The organism is Arthrobacter sp. ov118, from assembly GCF_900116495.1.
GTDB lineage: Bacteria > Actinomycetota > Actinomycetes > Actinomycetales > Micrococcaceae > Arthrobacter.
Genome location: NZ_FPAY01000009.1, coordinates 116,091 through 134,679 on the forward strand (window position 1 = coordinate 116,091; position 18,589 = coordinate 134,679).

The 18,589-nt window shown below is 68.8% G+C and carries 18 protein-coding genes and 1 pseudogene; 17 read left to right on the forward strand and 2 right to left on the reverse strand.

All coding sequences use genetic code 11. The annotated features are described in order from the left end of the window. Nucleotides 1-126: 126 nt before the first annotated feature. The 10 genes and pseudogenes from BM372_RS15940 to BM372_RS15985 all read left to right on the forward strand — a co-directional run bounded on the left by BM372_RS15940 (nt 127) and on the right by BM372_RS15985 (nt 10,441). Complete coding sequence (locus BM372_RS15940; protein ID WP_090956431.1) at nt 127-1,470, forward strand: M16 family metallopeptidase; 1,344 nt, start codon at nt 127-129, stop codon at nt 1,468-1,470. Nucleotides 1,471-1,578: 108 nt separating this feature from the next. After that, a complete protein-coding gene (locus BM372_RS15945; protein WP_177236039.1) occupies nt 1,579-2,031 on the forward strand; it encodes a DUF1579 domain-containing protein in 453 nt (150 codons plus the stop codon). Between the two features lie 249 nt (nt 2,032-2,280). Then, nucleotides 2,281-3,474: a substrate-binding domain-containing protein gene (locus BM372_RS15950; protein WP_090956433.1), complete on the forward strand. Its 1,194-nt coding sequence runs from the start codon at nt 2,281-2,283 to the stop codon at nt 3,472-3,474. Nucleotides 3,475-3,533: 59 nt separating this feature from the next. Continuing rightward, nucleotides 3,534-4,297: pseudogene (locus tag BM372_RS15955) on the forward strand (ABC transporter ATP-binding protein). Continuing rightward, nucleotides 4,294-5,091, forward strand: coding sequence for an ABC transporter ATP-binding protein (locus tag BM372_RS15960; RefSeq protein WP_090956434.1), 798 nt, complete (start codon nt 4,294-4,296; stop codon nt 5,089-5,091). Before BM372_RS15955 ends, BM372_RS15960 begins: the two are co-directional and overlap by 4 nt. Further along, a complete protein-coding gene (locus BM372_RS15965; protein WP_090956435.1) occupies nt 5,088-5,963 on the forward strand; it encodes a branched-chain amino acid ABC transporter permease in 876 nt (291 codons plus the stop codon). The genes BM372_RS15960 and BM372_RS15965 overlap by 4 nt, the downstream gene beginning before the upstream one ends. Nucleotides 5,964-6,118: 155 nt before the next feature. After that, a complete protein-coding gene (locus BM372_RS15970) occupies nt 6,119-7,195 on the forward strand; it encodes a branched-chain amino acid ABC transporter permease (RefSeq protein ID WP_256214349.1) in 1,077 nt (358 codons plus the stop codon). Next, nucleotides 7,192-8,868, forward strand: coding sequence for a class I adenylate-forming enzyme family protein (locus tag BM372_RS15975; protein ID WP_090956437.1), 1,677 nt, complete (start codon nt 7,192-7,194; stop codon nt 8,866-8,868). The genes BM372_RS15970 and BM372_RS15975 overlap by 4 nt, the downstream gene beginning before the upstream one ends. Then, the gene (locus BM372_RS15980; protein ID WP_090956438.1) at nt 8,865-9,542 is read left to right on the forward strand and encodes a TetR/AcrR family transcriptional regulator; all 678 of its coding nucleotides are present in this window, start codon (nt 8,865-8,867) and stop codon (nt 9,540-9,542) included. Before BM372_RS15975 ends, BM372_RS15980 begins: the two co-directional genes overlap by 4 nt. Then, on the forward strand, nt 9,539-10,441 hold the full coding sequence (locus BM372_RS15985; RefSeq protein ID WP_090956439.1) for an alpha/beta hydrolase: 903 nt from the start codon (nt 9,539-9,541) through the stop codon (nt 10,439-10,441). The genes BM372_RS15980 and BM372_RS15985 overlap by 4 nt, the downstream gene beginning before the upstream one ends. Here BM372_RS15985 and BM372_RS15990 read toward each other — a convergent pair. Together BM372_RS15990 and moaA are read right to left on the reverse strand one after the other, a co-directional pair. Further along, nucleotides 10,438-10,704 (reverse strand): MoaD/ThiS family protein, encoded by a 267-nt coding sequence (locus BM372_RS15990; protein ID WP_090956440.1) that lies wholly within the window; start codon nt 10,702-10,704, stop codon nt 10,438-10,440. The two genes, BM372_RS15985 and BM372_RS15990, sit on opposite strands and share 4 nt — an antisense overlap. Nucleotides 10,705-10,711: 7 nt before the next feature. Next, nucleotides 10,712-11,845, reverse strand: a complete 1,134-nt coding sequence (gene moaA, locus BM372_RS15995; RefSeq protein ID WP_090956441.1) for a GTP 3',8-cyclase MoaA — start codon at nt 11,843-11,845, stop codon at nt 10,712-10,714. Nucleotides 11,846-11,977: 132 nt separating this feature from the next. On the opposite strand from moaA, the gene BM372_RS16000 reads away from it, so the two are divergent. From BM372_RS16000 to BM372_RS16030, 7 genes are read left to right on the forward strand one after another with little or no spacing between them, the layout of a single operon-like run. Continuing rightward, nucleotides 11,978-12,721, forward strand: a complete 744-nt coding sequence (locus BM372_RS16000; RefSeq protein WP_090956442.1) for a response regulator transcription factor — start codon at nt 11,978-11,980, stop codon at nt 12,719-12,721. Then, on the forward strand, nt 12,708-14,087 hold the full coding sequence (locus BM372_RS16005; RefSeq protein ID WP_090956443.1) for a sensor histidine kinase: 1,380 nt from the start codon (nt 12,708-12,710) through the stop codon (nt 14,085-14,087). The genes BM372_RS16000 and BM372_RS16005 overlap by 14 nt, the downstream gene beginning before the upstream one ends. A gap of 35 nt (nt 14,088-14,122) precedes the next feature. After that, the gene (locus BM372_RS16010; protein ID WP_090956510.1) at nt 14,123-15,799 is read left to right on the forward strand and encodes a molybdopterin-dependent oxidoreductase; all 1,677 of its coding nucleotides are present in this window, start codon (nt 14,123-14,125) and stop codon (nt 15,797-15,799) included. Between the two features lie 25 nt (nt 15,800-15,824). Next, nucleotides 15,825-17,048: a molybdopterin molybdotransferase MoeA gene (glp, locus tag BM372_RS16015; protein WP_090956444.1), complete on the forward strand. Its 1,224-nt coding sequence runs from the start codon at nt 15,825-15,827 to the stop codon at nt 17,046-17,048. Beyond that, the gene (moaC, locus tag BM372_RS16020; protein WP_177236040.1) at nt 17,036-17,557 is read left to right on the forward strand and encodes a cyclic pyranopterin monophosphate synthase MoaC; all 522 of its coding nucleotides are present in this window, start codon (nt 17,036-17,038) and stop codon (nt 17,555-17,557) included. The genes glp and moaC overlap by 13 nt, the downstream gene beginning before the upstream one ends. Then, nucleotides 17,554-18,066 carry a MogA/MoaB family molybdenum cofactor biosynthesis protein gene (locus BM372_RS16025; protein ID WP_090956445.1) on the forward strand — a complete coding sequence of 171 codons (513 nt, stop codon included), beginning with the start codon at nt 17,554-17,556 and terminating at the stop codon, nt 18,064-18,066. Before moaC ends, BM372_RS16025 begins: the two co-directional genes overlap by 4 nt. Continuing rightward, nucleotides 18,056-18,529: a molybdenum cofactor biosynthesis protein MoaE gene (locus BM372_RS16030; RefSeq protein ID WP_090956446.1), complete on the forward strand. Its 474-nt coding sequence runs from the start codon at nt 18,056-18,058 to the stop codon at nt 18,527-18,529. The genes BM372_RS16025 and BM372_RS16030 overlap by 11 nt, the downstream gene beginning before the upstream one ends. Nucleotides 18,530-18,589 lie beyond the last annotated feature (60 nt).

An 18,589-nucleotide genomic window follows, 5' to 3' on the forward strand; every position in this document is an offset into this window, starting at 1 on the left:
GCTGGTTTAAGCCCCGGTGATCTTGAGCCCCAGCGACGTCTCGGCGGGGTCCACCCGCGAGCGGGCCGCTGGTACGATAACAGGCAGATTTGACGCGTTTTTTCAATGTTTTATGGAAAGGTCTTGATGACAGTCGTCCCCCTGCCGCTTGAGCAGAATCAGCACTCAGACACCCTGATCCACGGAGCCGACGGCGGGTCCGAGGTTCGCCGTTCGGTCCTTCCCGGGGGCGTCCGTGTGCTGACCGAAGCCATGCCCGGCCAGCGGTCGGCCACCATCGGCTTCTGGGTCGGCGTGGGATCGCGCGACGAGGCCCCCGGCCAGCACGGCTCTACCCACTTCCTGGAACACCTGCTGTTCAAAGGCACCAGGCGCCGCACGGCCCTGGAAATCGCCTCGGCCTTCGACGAGGTCGGCGGGGAATCGAACGCCGCCACCGCGAAGGAGAGTACCTGCTACTTTGCCCGCGTGCTGGACAGCGACCTGCCCATGGCGATCGACGTCATCGCGGATATGATCACCGGCGCCGTCCTTGACCCGCAGGAGATGGAGCAGGAACGCGACGTCATCCTTGAGGAAATCGCGATGGACAGCGACGACCCCACCGACGTCGCTCACGAACATTTCGTCGCCGCCGTCCTCGGATCGCACCCGCTCGGCCGACCGATTGGCGGCACCCCCGCGGCCATCCGGGCCGTGGCCCGGGACTCGGTGTGGGACCACTACCGGCGCTACTACCGCCCCGACGAGCTCGTGGTCACCGCGGCCGGCGGGTTGGACCACGACGTCGTCTGCGGCCTTGTGGTGGACGCCCTGCACTCCGCCGGCTGGAAGCTGGAGCCCGCTGCCGCGCCTGTCCAGCGCCGCCCCACCGACCGTGCGGCGATCACCGGCACAGCCGGGTTGCATGTGGTCAAGCGCCCGGTGGAACAGGCCAATATCATCATGGGTTGCCCGTCGCTGGTGGCCACCGACGACCGCCGCTTTGTCATGAGCGTGCTCAATGCCGTCCTGGGCGGGGGCATGTCCTCACGGCTCTTCCAGGAGGTCCGGGAGAAGCGCGGGCTGGTCTACTCGACCTACTCCTTCGCTTCCTCCTACGCCGACGCCGGCTATTTCGGCATGTACGCCGGATGCATGCCGTCGAAGGTTCAGCAGGTCATCGAGCTGCTGGGCGCCGAGCTGGACAAGCTGGCTGCGGACGGAATTTCGGACGAGGAGCTCCGCAAGGCCGTCGGGCAGCTCTGCGGCGGCATCGTGCTGGCGCTGGAGGATACCGGATCCCGGATGTCACGGCTGGGCCGCGCGGAACTCGTGTCCGGGGAGTACCAGGACATCGACGAGACGCTGCGCCTGATCAAGGCAGTCACCGCAGTGGAAGTCCAGCAGCTTGCCCGCGAGCTCGCCGCGGCCCCGCGGACCGTCACGGTAGTGGGCCCGTTTGAGGAAACCGAGACGTTCGGGCTCTAAAACGTAGACTCCGCCGTGTGCGCGGCGTGATGATGGTGGCGGGGGCACTGGCGAGGAACTCCATCAGGAGGAAGTGTGGACCGGCCGCTGCGAGGCAGTGCATGCGAGATGCTTGGGACATTTCTGGGCCGCTGGACGGGGACAACGCACTGGGAGGCCACCGTGTGGGGGCCGGCGCACAGCGCGGAGTCCGAGATTGTCTTCTCCTTGGCCGCCGCCGGGCTGGCCGTTACCCACAGCTACCGCCATACCGATGCGGACGGGACCCGCTCCGAAGGCCACGGTGTTTTCACGACCGACCCGGACCACCCGGAAATCCTTTGGTACCACGTCAACAGCATGGGCCTGCCACCCGAAGCCCCCGCCCGCGCCGGCTGGCACGACGGTACCCTGACCGTGGAACGGCGCAGCGACCGCGGCACCGCACGGCACACCTTCCGGATCGACGACGGTGTGCTGACGCACGCCGCCGGACTCCGCCTGGGCCAAGCCAGCGGGTTCACCCCGTTCATGGCCACAGTGTGCCGGCGCGTCGATGAAGGCGCCCCTATCCCGGTGTGACGCCGCCCGGTCGGGCGACCGCCCGGCCGACTCTTTCCCTACAGCTCCCGATTAGTGGCTGCCCCGTGCCCGGCGTGCCGCCGGCCACGGCCTAACCGTTGCCGGAATGTTGCCAAACCGCCTCCATGAGCCGTTGACACCGCGTGACGCGCACCATAGATTTACCGTGACCTGAATCACCTTTCAGGTTTGATCCGGGTTCTCACCCAGAATTCTGCCCCACCCGTGGGTTCTCAAGAAAGGCATCCCGTGAAGGATACAAAGAAGTTCCTGTTGGCCGCCGTCATGGCCGGCGGGCTCGCCCTTACCGCCTGCGCTCCCACTGCCGGCTCCGCTACACCGGCCGGTTCCGGCGGCGCGAAGGCCGATCCCGTCAACGTCGGCATCATCTACTCCAAGACCGGACCCCTGGCGGCGTACGGCGCAACCTACTACGAGGGGCTGCAGGCCGGCATCGACTACGCCACGGGCGGCACTGGCGAGATCAACGGAGCCAAGATCAACCTGACCTACGCTGACGACGGCGGCGACCCGGACAAGGCCGTTACCGCGGCCAAGGACATGATCGGCAAGGGCTACAAGGTCATCGGCGGAACGGCGTCGTCCGGTATCGCCCTGAAGCTCGCGGAGCAGGCGCAGCAAAACAAGGTCCTGTACATCTCCGGACCCGCGGCCACCGACGCCATCCAGGGCATCAACAAGTACACCTTCCGCTCCGGCCGGCAGAGCCTGCAGGACGTCGCCACCGCCGGCACGTTCATCGACACCAAGGGCAAGAAGGTTGTTGTCTTCGCCCAGGACAACGCTTTCGGCCAAGGCAACGTCGCCGCGGTGAAGGCGGTACTGGGCGCCAAGGGTGCCAACGTGGAATCCGTCCTCGTCCCGGAGAACCAGGAACTCACCCCGTTCGCGCGCCAGCTCCTCGACGCCAAGCCGGACATGGTCTTCGTGGCCTGGGCCGGGGCAACGTCCGGCACCATGTGGCAGGCGCTGAGCCAGCAGGGAGTCTTCGACGCCGCCCCCGTCGTAACCGGCCTGGGCGATGCGGCAACCTTCGGCGCCTACGGCCCGGCGAGCTCGAAGATCAGCTTCCTCAACCACTACTTCCCGGGTGCTGCAGGCAACGATGTGGAAAAGAAGATGATCGCCGCCGTCGAGAAGGCCGGCAAGAAGGCCGACCTCTTCACTCCGGACGGCTTCGTGGCCGGCCAGCTGATCGCGCAGGCCATCAAGGAGGGCGGCTCGGACCCGGACGCCATGGTCAAGGCCCTCGAAGGCTTCAGCTTCGATGGGCCCAAGGGCAAGGAAACCGTCCGCGCCTCCGATCACGCCCTGATCCAGGACATGTACCAGGCCAAGCTTGTCCAGAAGGGCGGCACCTGGGCCCCCGAGCTCATCAAGGCGGTTCCGGGCGACTCGGTCGCGCCGCCGGAAAAGAAGTAGCCCGGCCGGGTAGAGCCCGAGCTCGCGTCCGCCCTTCAGAGCCAACCAAAAGGACCCGTATGAATGCCCCAGCCCTGCCCGCCCTCGCGGTGGACGGCCTCGGTCTGCAGATCGGCGGTGCGCGCATCCTCCAGGATGTGAGCTTCGCGGTCGGCGCCGGCGAAATGATCGGCGTCATCGGCCCCAACGGGGCCGGCAAGACCACCTTGTTCAACCTGATTTCCGGCGTGATGCGGCCCACCGCGGGGCGCATTGAGCTGAACGGCAGGGAGATCACAGCCGCGCCGATCCACCGCCGGGCCCGTGCGGGGCTGGGCCGGACCTTCCAGACCTCCAACCTGTTTCCGCGGCTTACTGTGCTGGAAACGTCCGGCTCGCCGCCCAGGCGAAACTCGGTGGCAGCTTCAGTGTCTTGCGCTTCCCTTCGGCGACAGATGATGCCACGCGGATCGCGCTCGGCACCATCGCGGAGGTCGGTCTCACCGGCAAGCTCACGACGGCGGCCGGCGACCTCTCGCACGGCGAGAAACGCAAGGTGGAGATCGCCGTGCTGCTGGCGACGGATCCCGCCGTCGTGCTGCTCGATGAACCGATGGCCGGGGTGGCGTCGGGGGACGTCCCGTCCCTCACCGCGATCATCGCAGGATTGCACCGTGACCGCGGCTGCACCGTCATGATGGTGGAGCATCACATGGACGTTGTGCTGGGCCTCGTGGACCGGGTGGCCGTGATGCACCACGGCAGCCTGCTGGCCCTGGACAGCCCCGACGCCGTGATGGCGGACCCCACCGTGCAAAGCGCCTACCTCGGAGAACCCGTATGAGCACCACAGCCGAACACCGCGCCACCGAAGTCCCGCCCATCCTGAGGGTGGAGGGCCTCAACGCCACGATCGCGGGCCAGCAGGTGGTGGAGGACGTGTCGTTCACCGTCCCGGCAACCGGGATCACCGCGTTGCTGGGCCGCAACGGCGTCGGGAAGACCAGTACCATCAAGGCCATCATCGGCCTGATAGACCGCGCCGGCGTGGTGGAACTGGACGGCGAGCGGATCGAGAAGGAAGCCACGTTCAAGATCATTCGCAGCGGCGTGGGCTACGTCCCGGAGGACCGGGAGGTCTTCTCCAAACTCACTGTCGCGGAGAACCTCCGGCTCGCCGAACGTGACGCCGCGCCCCGCCGGCAGCTGGTCGAGGAGCTCTTCCCGGACCTGCTGGCCCGCTCCGCCCAGATGGCCGGAACGCTTTCCGGCGGGCAGCAGCAGATGGTCTCGCTGGCCCGCGCCCTGCTGAACACCAACAAGATCCTGCTGGTCGATGAGCCCACCAAAGGCCTCGCTCCCAAAATCGTCGGCGAGGTGGCCGAGACCCTGGCCGAAGCGGCGAAGACCGTACCCATCCTGCTCGTCGAGCAGAACCTGCACGTCGTCGGCCAGCTTGCCGAGGGCGCCGTGGTGCTGTCCGGCGGACGCGTGGTCCACACCGGCCCGGCCCGGGACTTCCTCGAGGACGCCGGGCTGATCCAGCGGCATCTGGGTGTGTCCACCGACTCCGGCCCTGCCGGAGAACTTGCCGGAAAACCTGCCGGACAACCAGTCGAGAAAGGCGCTGCCCTGTGAGCACCGTCGTGCTGCTGATGTTCACCGGCCTCGGCCTCGGTGCACTGTACTTCCTCGTGGCCGCCGGGCTGTCCCTGATCTACGGTCTGATGGGCGTGCTCAACTTCGCGCACGGCGCCTTCCTGACGCTGGGTGCCTTCGCCGGCTGGGAAATCGCCCGCCGCGCGGGCTCCGACAACTGGGGAACCTTCCTGTTGTCCCTCGTGATCGGGGCCGCCGCGGGAGCCGCCTTTGCTGCCTTCACGGAGTTCGTCCTCATCCGGCGGCTGTACCAGCGGCACATCGAACAGGTCCTCGTCACAGTGGGTCTCGCACTCGCGGCAGTGGCCCTTTTCGATGGCATCTGGGGCACCGACCCGGTGTTCATCCAGGGTCCGGCCTGGTTCAAGGACACCACCGAAATCCTCGGCGCCCGGATTCCCAATGACCGCTTCGTCTGCATCGTCGCGGCCGTCATGGTGCTGCTGGCCCTGGTGTTCTTCCTGAAGAAGACCCGCTACGGCATGATCATCCGCGCCGGCGTCGAAAACCGGTCCATGGTCACCGCCCTCGGGATCGACGTGCGCAAAGCCTTCACCCTCGTCTTTACCATCGGAGGGGCGGCGGCGGGCCTCGGCGGTGTCCTCGCCTCGCACTACTTCGGCTACGTTTCACCCATGCTCGGCGGGTCGCTGCTGATCTTCGCCTTCATTGTCACGGTGATCGGCGGGCTCGGTTCGCTGACCGGGGCGGCCATCGCCGCCGTCGCCGTCGCCGTCCTGCAGCAGTTCGCGAACTTCTATCTGGGCGGCACCGGTGACTTCGTCGTGGTGCTTGCGCTGGCGCTCGTGCTGCTGTTCCGTCCCACCGGCCTGCTCGGGAGAACCTCATGACCACCGACACCGATACCAACAGCTCCGGAGGACCCGCCTCCGACGGCGGTGCCACCCCCCGTCCGGGGAAAAACAGGACGCGGAAGCACGACGCCCGGGAGCCGGGCGGTGACCCCGGCGTTCGGCGCCCCGCCATCACCGGCCGCCGCCTCACGATGTGGGCGGCGGGCCTGGCCGGGGTGCTGCTCCTGGTACTGCTGCCGCTGCTGAATATCTCACTGCCCGGCATGCTGCCCGGCCCCAGCTACACGCCCGGGTCCTTGCAGTTGCTGGCCATGTGCATGCTGATGGCAGCCGCAGCCCTGACCTACCACCTGCTCCTTGGCGTGGCCGGGCTGCTGTCCTTCGGGCACGCGCTTTATTTCGGCGCCGGCGTCTACGGCCTCGCGGTCATCCTGCAGAATATGGACATTCCGCTGCTGCCGGCGATGGGGCTGACCCTGCTGATCGTCATTGTGCTGGCCCACGTGGTGGGCAGCATCAGCCTGCGTGTCAGCGGCATCCCCTTCGCTATGGTCACGCTAGCCTTCGCCCAGGCCGGCTCGGTCATCGTGGGGCGTAACCCGGACGGCAGGACTGGCGGCGACGAGGGCCTGACGCTGCGCACCGACAACCTGCCCGACTTCCTGGTCGGCGTCGTCAACACCCGCAACCTGTACTGGCTAGCCTTGGCTGTGCTCGTGGCTGTGTTCGTGATCGTCACCTGGGTGCAGTCCTCCCGGGCCGGGCACGCCGCGGCGGCCGTCCGTGAGAACGAACTGCGCGTCCGTGTCCTGGGCCTTCAGCCGTACCTTGTGAAGCTGCTGATTTTCGTTCTGTCCGCGGTCCTGGTCTGCGTGATCGGCATGGTCTTTCTGCTGCTGCAAAGCGGAGCCGTTCCCCGGGCCATCTCCTCGGACCTCACCATCACGCTGCTCGTGATGGTGGTCCTGGGCGGCGTCGGCTCGCGCTGGGGCGCCGTGATCGGCGGCGTGTTCTACACGGTCCTTGACCAGCGTCTGACGGCGCTGGCCAATTCCGAGGCCGTCAAGTCCCTCCCCGATGTCCTGCGGGTACCGTTGTCTGAGCCGTTGTTCATCCTCGGCACGCTGTTCATCCTGGTGGTGCTGTTCCTGCCCGGCGGCGTAACTGGAACCGCCGAGCGGCTGGCGCAGCGACGTCGTCGCGGCAACCGGCGTGCCGGCAACCAGGGCGCCGAAACGCCCCGCGACATCCTGGAGGACGCAGCATGAGCAACACAACCGGCCCCGGCCGCCCGGACGGCCTGCACACTCTGGGCCGCTGGACCACCGACCGCAGCCTCGCCACCCCGCACCGCGTCGCCATCGACGACCGCGGCTGCACCCTGCTCTACAGCGAGCTGGAACGCCGCGCCGCTGCCTTGGCCGCCGGGTTCCGGGCCGCCGGTTACGGGATCGGGGACCGGATCGCCACGTTGACCGGCAACAGTTCGGACCACGTGGTGGCCTTCTTCGCCTGCGCCAAGGCCGGATTGGTCCTGGTTCCGCTGTCCTGGCGGCTCTCACCCCGGGAGCTCTCTGCCCAGTTGGAGCTCGCCGAGCCCCAGCTGCTGCTGGTGGAAGGCGAACTCGACACCCTGGCTGCCGCGGCGTGCGCGCTGCTGCCGCACCGGCCCCGGACCGCGGCCCTCGGACCTGGCGGCGTCGAAAAGTCTGTGCCGCCGCCTTCACGCGTTCGGCCGGCAGCGCCGGGCAGGGCGGAGCATTCCCGCCGGGAAGTGCACGACGACGACGCGCTGCTGATGATTTTCACCTCCGGCACCGAGGGTGCCAGCAAGGCCGCCGTCCTTACCCACGCCAACTGCTTCTGGAACAACCTGTCGCTCTCCCGGACTCTCGACATGGGCAGCAGTGACGTGGTGCTCGCCGTGCTGCCTCAGTTCCACGTGGGCGGCTGGAACATTCAGCCGCTGCTGGCCTGGTGGGTCGGGGCCACCGTGGTGCTGGAACGCGGTTTCGATCCCGGCCGCGTCCTGCAGCTCATCGCGGAGCGCGGCGTGACAATGCTGATGGGAGTTCCCACCCAGTACTTGATGCTGGCCGAACACCCGGACTTTGCCCATGCCGAGCTGGGCAGCCTGCGCCAGGCGGTGGTGGGCGGGGCGCCGATGCCGGCGCCGCTGCTGCGGATCTGGCACCGCCGTGGGGTGGCCCTGAGCCAGGGTTACGGACTGACCGAGGCGTCCCCGAATGTGCTGTGTCTGCCGAACGATGACGCCGAACGGATGGTCGGCTATTCGGGCAAGCCGTACCCGCACGTCGCCGTCGCCGTGGCGGATCCCGTCACCGGGGAAATCCTGGACGGCGCCGCCAGCGGCGAGCTGCTGGTGGGGGGCCCGGGGGTGTTCGCCGGTTATTTCCGCGACCCCGCCGCCACGGCGGCCGTCCTCGTCGACGGCTGGCTGCGCACCGGCGACCTCGTAGAGCGCGACGCCGAGGGGTACATCAAGGTGGTGGACCGGCTCAAGGACATCTACATCTCCGGCGGCGAGAACGTGGCCCCCGCCGAGGTCGAGGCCGCCCTGCTGGCGCACCCCGCGGTGGCGCAGGCCGCCGTCGTCGGGGTGGAGGACGCGCACTGGGGCGAAAGCGGCATGGCATTCGTGGTGGTCCGGCCCGGCATGGCCACGGACGAGCAGGAACTGCTGGAGCACTGCGCCTCCCGGCTGGCCCGCTTCAAGGTCCCGACAGGGGTCGAAATGGTCCCGGCGCTGCCCCGCACGGCACTGAACAAGGTGCTCCGCGCCAAGCTGCGCGAAGAACTGGCCGGACGTGAACCGGCAGTACGTGAACTTGCAGTACGTGAACTTGCAGTACGCGAGCCGGCCGGAACTGCCGGGCGGGCTTCGTCGCAGCGCTCTCCCGCGGCGGGGGAGCGGGAGTGAGCGCGGCACCGCGCACCGCACGGGGCACGCGCACCCGGGCCAAACTGCTCGAGGCAGCGGAGTCGGTCTTCGCTTCGGTGGGCTATCACGAGGCCTCGATCGTCAAGATCACCGAGGCGGCCGGCGTCGGCCTCGGCACGTTCTACCTGTACTTCGACGGCAAGCAGTCCATCTTCGATGAAGTGGTCGAGGACCTGAACCGGCGAGTCCGGCACGCCATGACCGACGCCGCCAGAAGCGCCGGCACCCGGCTAGAGGCGGAACGGGCTGGCTTCCGGGCCTTCTTCCGCTTCACCGCCCAGCACCCCGCCCTGTACCGGATAGTCCGCCAGGCCGAATTCGTCTCGCCCGGCGCCTTGCGGCTGCACTACACGCGGATCGTCAACGGCTACATCGAAGGCTTGAAGGCGGCCCAGCTCACCGGCGAGGTCCGGGAGATGGATCCCACCGTGGCCGCCTGGGCCCTGATGGGCATCGGCGAGCTGATCGGCATGCGCTGGGTCCTTTGGGACGAGGAAGGCGCCGAACCTGCCGCCGGAGCCCGGCCGGAGGTACCCGAAGAGGTCTTTGAGGAAATGATGCAGTTCATCGAACGGGCCCTTGCGCCCAGCCCCGGCTCTGCCCCCGCCACGACCGCGAACCCCACCCCGCCCCAGGAAGGGACAGCCTCATGACCCAGACAACCAGCCAGGACACTTACCGCACCGCCGAAGTCGCGGTCCGTGGCGGCACGCTCCACACCGGCATCTGGGGCCCAACGGATCCCGACGCCCCGACCATCCTCGCCGTCCACGGCGTCACCGCATCGCACAAGGCCTGGCCGTACTTGGCCGCGGCCCTGCCCGAGGTGCGGATCATCGCCCCGGACCTTCGCGGGCGCGGCCGCAGCAACTCGCTGCCGGCGCCGTATGGCATGACCTCGCACGCGGAAGACCTCGCGGCCGTGCTCGCGGAGCTGGCCCCGGGGCCAGTCGTCGTGGTGGGTCACTCGATGGGCGGCTTCGCCTCCCTCGTCCTCGCCAACCTGTTTCCGGAGCGCGTCCGCTCGCTCGTGCTGGTGGACGGCGGCCTGCCGCTGCAGGTCCCGGAGGGGCTCTCGGACGAGGAAGTCATTTCCTCGGTCCTGGGCGCGGCGGCCGAACGCTTGAACGCCACGTTCCCGAGCCGTGAAGTGTACCGGTCCTTCTGGCGGCAGCACCCGGCTTTCAGCGAGGACTGGAGCCCTCTCGTGGACGCCTACGTGGAGTACGACCTCACCGGCGAGGAGCCTGAGCTCAGGCCGGCCACGCGCTACCAGGCCATGGCGGAGGACACCGCCGACCTGCACCGCGGTGCCTCGTTGCTGAAGGCGCTGGACGAGCTCGCGGTGGAAGCCGAGGTCCTGCGGGCGCCGCGCGGCTTGCTCAACGAACCCGCCGCCCTTTATTCGCCCGGCTACCTGGACGCCTGGGCGGAGAAACTGCCGTCCCTGCGGGTCCGCGAGGTGCCGGAGGTCAATCACTACACGATCGTCATGGGCGAGGCCGGAGCCGCCGCGGTGGCACGCCGCGTGCGGGAAGCCCTGGAGAGCTAGCCCCCGGCGAAAGGCGGCAGGACGTCCACAACGTCGGCGGGCTTGAGCGCCGCGGCGTGGTCACGCACGGCCACTTCGTTGAGCAGGAAGCTGGAACGGGACAGGATCCGGGCCAGGGGAGGAGTGCCGGCCGGCGGTTCGGGCCGCTCGACGGCGAGGATTGCCTCGAGCAGCGAGGCGAGCGTGTCGCCGTCGGAGAGCTCGAAGCGTTCTTCATCCACGCCGGCGGCAGCGCGCGCGGCAGCGAAGTAGCGTACGTTCACGAAAAAGTCAGCCTCCGATGGCGCTCATGCTGCGGTCCGGCTGGACAAAGTCGGCGGCGCCGAGACCCACGTGGTCCATGCCGTGGGCTTTGGGCTTGATCCACATGGCATCCTGCCAGCGTTCGGCGAGCTGTTCGTCGCTGGCGCCCTCGCGCAGCAGACCCAGCAGGTCCGCTTCCTCGCGGGAGAACAGGCAGCTCATGATCTTGCCCTCGGCAGTGATGCGGGTGCGGCGGCAATCTGAGCAGAACGGCTCGGTAACGGAGGCGATGATGCCCACGGTACCGAGCACGGGGCCGGTGGCCTCGGAGGAGCCGGGAACGCGGGCCCGGACTTCGAACCGTTCCGCGGGCGCACCGTCACGGTCCCGCGGATCGGAGCTGAGCACGTAGTCGGTGGAGAGCAATTCGCGGATCTCCGCGGCGGTGATCATGTCCCGGCGGGTCCAGCCGTGGTCCGCGTCGAGCGGCATCTGCTCGATGAAGCGCAGCTCATAGCCGCGCTCCAGGGCCCAGGCCAGCAGGGCCGGAGACTCGGCGTCGTTGATTCCGCGCATAAGCACGGCGTTGAGCTTGACCGGGCCCAGGCCGGCCGCCCAGGCGGCGTCCACACCGGCCAGGACCCTGTTCAGGAAGGGGCGGCGGGTCAACTTGGCAAACGTTTCCTCGTGCAGCGAATCCAGGGAGACATTGATCCTGGACAGGCCCGCGGCCTTGAGCCCGGCGGCCTTCTTGTCCAGGCCCACGCCATTGGTGGTCATGGAGATCGGCAGGGTCGGGTGGGCTTGGCGCAGGGCGGCGATGATGTCCAGCAGGTCTGCGCGCACCAGCGGTTCACCGCCGGTCAGCCGGAGTTCACGCACGCCCAGCATGTCGACGCCGATCCGGACGATGCGCACGATTTCCTCCGCGGACATGACGGCCTGCTTCGCAAGCCAGTCCAGCCCTTCGGCCGGCATGCAGTACGTGCACCGCAGATTGCACTTGTCCGTCAGTGACAGCCGCATGTCCGTGGCACGGCGGCCGAAACGGTCCACGAGCCCGGCAGGCAGGCCCTCGGGGCGTCCGGACAGTGCGGGCGCCGCAGCCTGGCCCGCTTCGGGACTGCCGGCCAGCAGGGGCATACCCAGTTGAACTGTCATAGAGTCAGGCTACGCCACCTCGCGGCGGTCGTCACAGCCGCATGACGACAGGGATATTACGGGTTCGGGAAGGATGCCCTGCGGGGATCAGGATGCCTGCCCGCGGCGGGGTCGCGAACCTATGCTGGAAGCGTGAACAAGACCCAGCCGGCCCCGGACGCGGCGGAGCACCGGCGCATCCTCCTCGTTGAAGACGAGCCGACCATCGCCGGGGTTGTCCGCGACTATCTCGTCCAGGCCGGATTCCAGGTGGTCCTGGCGGCGGACGGGTTTGCCGCCCTCCGCCTCGCCGCCGAACGCCGACCTGACCTTGTCCTGCTGGACCGGATGCTGCCCGGACTCGACGGCGTGGAAGTCTGCCGCCGGCTCCGGGCAGCACACAGCGTCCCCGTCATCATGCTCACGGCCCTTGGAACCGAGGACGACCGCATCCTGGGCCTTGAGGCCGGCGCGGACGACTACGTCACCAAGCCCTTCTCACCGCGTGAACTGGTCCTGCGGGTCCGTTCGGTCCTGCGCCGAAGCCTTCCGGAATTCAGCCCGGAGCCTTCCGTCGAAGTGGGCGGCTTCGACTTGAGCCCGGCCGCGCGCACGGTCTCCCGGCACGGCCGGCCGCTGGCGCTGACGGCCCGGGAATTCGACCTGCTGGCCTTCATGTTGCGCCGGCCCCGCCAGGTTTTCAGCCGCGAAGAGCTCATGAAGGCCGTCTGGGGCTGGGACTACGGCGACCTCTCCACGGTGACCGTCCACGTGCGACGGCTTCGCGAGAAAATCGAGCAGGATCCCACCAAGCCCGCCATCCTGAAAACGGTCTGGGGTGTGGGATACCGGCTCGATCCGAGCGACGAGGAGGAACCGGCCGGTGCAGACCTCTGAACTCCTGACCATCATCGGCTGGGCTGTGGCGTGGGGCGTCCTGATCGGGGCCGCTTCACTGCTCATCCTGAAACCGCTGCGCAGGGCATCCTTCGCAGTGCAGATCTGTGTGGTGGTGCTCGCTGCGGTCGCCGTCCTGACGGCCGGCATGGTCAGCGCCTTTAACGCCATGTTCATTTCCGCACGGGACCTTGAGGTCATGTGGTACGTCCTGGCCGTGGCCTCGGCGGTGGCCATTGCCATCGCGCTCGTGCTGGGATCGCGGGTGTCGCGGAACGCCAAGGAACTGGCCGACGCCGCCCGGAGCATCGGCCGCGGCGAGAGCCCGGGGATCCAGTCCGCGGTCATGAGCCACGAGCTCGCCGCCCTCGCCGCCGAACTCGAAGCCAGCAGCCGGATGCTGGAGGCATCACGGGAGCGCGAGGCGGCCGTCGAGAACGCCCGCCGCGAGCTCGTCAGCTGGATCTCGCATGATTTGAGGACTCCGCTGGCGAGCATGCGGGCCATGACCGAGGCACTCGAGGACGGCATGGCGGCGGACGTCCCGGGCTACTACCGGAAGATCATCGCGCAGACCGACCTCATGGCCGGCATGGTCAACGACCTTTTGGAGCTGTCCCGGATCCATGCCGGAACCATGCGGCTGAAGGCTGAGCCTTTGGATCTGTACGACCTCGCCAGCGACGCCATCGCCGACCTCGCCGCGCTGGCGGGACAGCATGGCATAACGCTCGACGGCGGCGGCCGGCGGGAATGTCTGGCTCTCGCGGACGGCCCTTCGATGGGACGCGCCGTCCGGAACGTCGTGCTCAACGCCATTGTCCACAGCGCCCCCGGCTCCCGCGTTACCGTGGAGGTGGGGCGGAAAGGCGACCGGGCCGTCGTCGCTGTCACGGACGGCTGCGGCGGGATCCCCGAAGAAGACCTGCCGCATGTTTTCGAGACCGGCTGGCAGAAGGATCCCTCCCGGCGGCGGGCCGGCAGGCCGTCCGTTAAGGGCCGCCTGTCCGGTGAGGATGATCACGGACCGGGTGATGGTGCCGGCATTCTCCGGCCGGACGGGCCGCAGGAGGAGCCGACGGGTGCCCTGCGCTACAGCGGGGCCGGACTTGGCCTGAGCATCGTTGCCGGAATCGTCAGTGCCCACCAGGGCACCGTCAGCGTGGAAAACGTCGACGGCGGCTGCCGCTTCTCGCTGCTGCTTCCCGCCGAGGGGCTTCACGGCCAAGTTCTCAGGCAGGGGCCCGCTGCCGGCCTGCCCTCCACCGGCATGCCGTCCGCCGACGCTTCACGGGCCGCCGGTTCGCAGGAGATGGTTCTGCCTGGCCCGGCGCAAGAGCAGATCCAGACAGGACGCACACCGTGAAGCGCGACGTTGCCCTGGACGGGCAAGGAGATGAAATGGACGAGACGCGCGCTGGCCACGGCCAGCACGGAGGGAAAGTACAGGTACAGCAAGGACCGGCCCAGCAACCGCAGCCCCGGCAACCGCGGCAGCGGCCGCGGCCCCAGCGGCGGCGGGACCTGTGGGCTGCCGGGGCCGGACTGGTGGCCGTCGGAACCGCGGTGCTGCTCGGCGAACTCGCCGCGGGCCTGGTGAGCCCCACGGTTTCGCCGGTGACCGCCGTCGGCGGGGCCGTGATCGATGCCGTCCCGCCGGGCGTCAAAGAGTGGGTCATTTCGGTGTTTGGTACGGCGGACAAGGTGGCGCTGCTCGGCGGCATGTCGCTGGTCATCGCCGCGCTCGCGGCCTTGTCCGGTGTCCTCGAAGTGCGGCGCCGATTCGCCGGGGTGGCCGTCATCGCTGTGTTCGGGGCGGTGGGCCTCGTGGCCGTGGTGAGCCGGGCTGACGCCACTGCCAACGCCATCGCGGTGCCTGTGCTCGTGGCCCTGGTGGGGATCGCGCTGCTGCGGTGGCTCATCCGAAAACTGTTGGCGTGGCAGGCCGCCGCCCCGGCGGCACCGGCTGCGGCGGCGCCGGACGAAAGTCCCGCCGGCGAAGCCGCACTGGCACGGCGCCGTTTCCTGTTGGCCCTCGGCGGCACTGCCGCGGGTGCCGGCGTCGTCGGTGTGCTCGCCTCCACCCTGCGGGGAGCGGCCGCCGTCGTCAGCGATGTGCGCAGCAGGCTGGCCCTCCCGGCGGCCGCCGCGCCCGTGCCGCCCATACCCGCAGGTGCCGAGATCCGGCTGGACGGCCTGGGGCCGCTCGTGACCCCGAACAAGGACTTCTACCGGATCGATACCGCCCTGCGGGTTCCCCTGGTCGACCCCACTACGTGGACGCTAAAGGTCGCGGGCATGGTGGAACGCGAGGTAGAACTCGACTTCGCCACCCTCCTGGCCAAGCCCATGACCGAACGCCATGTCACTATCGCCTGCGTTTCCAACGAGGTGGGCGGGGACCTGATTGGCAATGCCCGCTGGCTCGGCTGGCCGGTCCGCGAGCTGCTCGCCATGGCCGGTCCCAAGCCCGGGGCGGACATGGTGCTGTCCCGGAGCACGGACGGCTTTACCGCCGGGACGCCGCTGGAGGCCCTCACGGACAGCCGGGACGCGCTGCTGGTCGTGGGAATGAACGGCGAACCGCTCCCGTTCGAGCACGGCTTCCCTGTCCGGCTGATCGTGCCCGGCCTGTACGGCTACGTCTCGGCCACCAAGTGGGTCACGGAGCTCAAGGTGACCCGCTACTCGGACGACGTCGCCTACTGGACGCCCCGCGGCTGGAGTGAGCGCGGGCCCATCAAGACCTCGTCGCGGATTGACGTGCCGCAGGACGGGCACGGCGTGACGGCGGGGATTGTGGTGTTCGGCGGCGTCGCGTGGGCACAGCATACGGGCATCGGGAAGGTGGAACTGCGGGTCAACCGCGGCGGCTGGCAGCAGGCCGAATTGGCCCCGGGCATCTCGAAGGACACGTGGTACCAGTGGAAGCTTCCGCTGGCACTGACGCCGGGACAGTACGAGGTCCAGGTCCGGGCCACAACTCTCGACGGCGTCCCACAAGTGGAGGAGTCCGCCCCTGTCGCGCCGAGCGGGGCCACCGGCTTCCACACGGTTAGAGTTATGGTGAATTCCTAGCGAGCTGAGCAAAGGTCAGAACCGCATGCACCGCACCGAGACAAGGCACGTCAGCGTGGAAGCGCACCGGGACAAGGTACGGACGCTCCTGGCCCCACTCCGCACGGAGGACCGGGTGGAGCGGCTCCCGTTGCTCGAGGCATTGGGCCGCGGACTCGTCGCCGATATCCACGCCCCGCTGGACCTTCCCCCGTTTGCCAACTCGCAGATGGACGGCTTCGCGATCCGCAGCGGCGACGTGCCCGACGGCGGAACGGAACTGCGCGTGGTCGCGCCCGTCCCGGCCGGCGCAGCACCAGCGGAACTGGCCGCCGGCACCGCCGCGCCGATCATGACCGGGGCCATGCTGCCGGCCGGAGCCGACGCCGTCGTTCCCATCGAGCAGGCCGTACCGGATTCGTTCCCGCTCCCCGGAGAGCCCGCCATGGTGCGTGTGCCGGCCACGGCCGCCGGAACGTTTGTGCGTGCCGCCGGCAGCGACATTCGCTCAGGTGAGCTCGCGCTCGGCGCCGGAACGTTCCTCGGCCCCGGCCAGCTGGGACTCCTGGCGGCCTTGGGTCATACGGACGTGCCCGTCCGCGTCCGCCTCCGGGTCCTGCTGGTCACCACGGGCGACGAAGTCGTGGAACCGGGCCACCCGCTGGGACCGGGCAAGATCTTCGACTCCAATGGCACCCTGCTCGAATCCGCCATGCGCCAGGCCGGCCTCGAGGTCACACGAACGGGCATCTCCACTGACCGGCCGGACGAGCTGGCCGGACTGCTGCGCCGGCATGCCCCGGCTGTGGACCTGATCATCACCACCGGCGGCGTCAGCAAGGGCGCCTATGAGGTGGTCCGCCAGGCGATGGCCGGACACGACGTCGAATTCACCCCGGTGGCGATGCAGCCGGGCGGCCCGCAGGGGATCGGCCGCTTCGACGGTGTTCCCGTGCTGGGATTCCCGGGCAACCCGGTGAGCTGCCTCGTATCCTTTGAAATGTTCCTGCGCCCCGTCCTCACCGAGCTTTTCGGTGCCCCCGCACCGCGGCCCGCGGTCCGTGCGCCGCTCGCCGAGCCACTGACCTCCCCGGCTGGCAAGCACCAGGTCCGGCGCGGCACGCTGGCCCCGGACGGCACGGTCCGGCTGGAGGGCGGCCCGGGTTCCCACCTGGTCCACGCCCTGGCCCGTTCCAACGCCCTCGTCCACATTCCCGAGGAGACAACGTCTCTCGCCGCGGGCGATGAGGTGGAAGTATGGATTCTGTGAATGATGCAGACAGCTCCGGAACGGAGCACTCCACAGCCGTTAGTGCCGGCCTGACCCACCTCCGCCACGACGGCACAGCCCAGATGGTTGATGTGTCCAACAAGGCCGAGTCCACGCGGGAGGCCACTGCCACCGCGACAGTCCGCAGCACGGCCGAGGTCCTTTCCCTCCTCGGCTCGGGCGAGCTTCCCAAGGGCGACGCGCTCGCCGTGGCCCGCGTTGCCGGGATCATGGCGGCTAAGAAGACCCCCGATCTGATCCCGCTGTGCCACCCGCTGCCGATCGCCAAGGTCACCATCGACTTCGAGCTCGACGCCGACTTCGTCACTGTGTTTGCCACGGTCAAGACGCGCGGCGTCACCGGCGTCGAGATGGAAGCATTGACCGCGGCGTCGGTCGCCGCGCTGAGCGTCTACGACATGATCAAGGCCGTGGACAAACACGCCGTCCTGACCGACATCAAAGTGCTCGCCAAAAGCGGCGGCAAGAGCGGGGACTGGACCCTATGAACATGCCCGAACCGCACCGCCACGGTGAGGCCACGGGCCGGAAGGCCGGCGTCGTGATTGCCTCCACCCGGGCGGCCGCCGGCGTCTACGACGACCTCACGGGTCCCGTCATCATCGACTGGCTCACCGAACACGGCTTCGAGCCCTTCCCCGCCCTGGTGGTTCCGGACGGTGCACCGGTGGGAGCTGCGCTCCGTGCCCTGCTGAGCCAGCAGCCGGCCGTCATCATCACCAGCGGCGGCACGGGCCTGAGCCCCACCGACGCGACCCCCGAAGAGACCCTGCCCCTGCTGGACCGGGAAATCCCGGGCATCATGGAGGGCATCCGGAATGCCGGAATGGCCAAGACGCCCATGGCTATGCTCAGCCGGGGCCACGCGGGCGCGGCCGGCCAGACGTTCATCGTGAACCTCCCAGGTTCACCCAAGGGCGTGATGGACGGGCTCAGCGTGCTGGATCCCATCGTGGGACATCTCTGCGACCAGCTGGAAGGCAGCCATGGGCACTGAAACCGGATTTGAAATCGTACACGCCGTCCTGAGCGCCGAGCCCATCTCGGTGGACCAGGCGATCGCGGCCGTCGAATCGGACACCGCCGGGGCCGTAGTCAGCTTCAGCGGTGTGGTCCGCAACCACGACGGCGGCAAGCAGGTCTCCCGACTCAGCTACAGCGCCCACCCGACGGCGCACCAGGTGATGGCCGACGTCGTCGCCCGGCTCGTGGCGGAGCACACCGTCCCCGCCGCTGGCGCTCATGACCAGCAGCAGCCCGTGCGGATCTGGGCGGCCCACCGGATCGGCATGCTCGAAATCGGCGACCCTGCCCTGGTCTGTGCCGTCTCCGCCGCCCACCGCGGCCAGGCTTTCGCGGTGTGTGCCGAACTGGTGGACCGGATCAAGGCCCAGGTGCCGATCTGGAAGGAACAGTTCTTCGCCGACGGCACCGTTGAATGGGTCGGCGCCGGCGAATAGGGCCAGGGCCGGCGAATAGGGCGGGAATAGGCGAGCGAGCCTGTGCCGGAACGTGTAAGC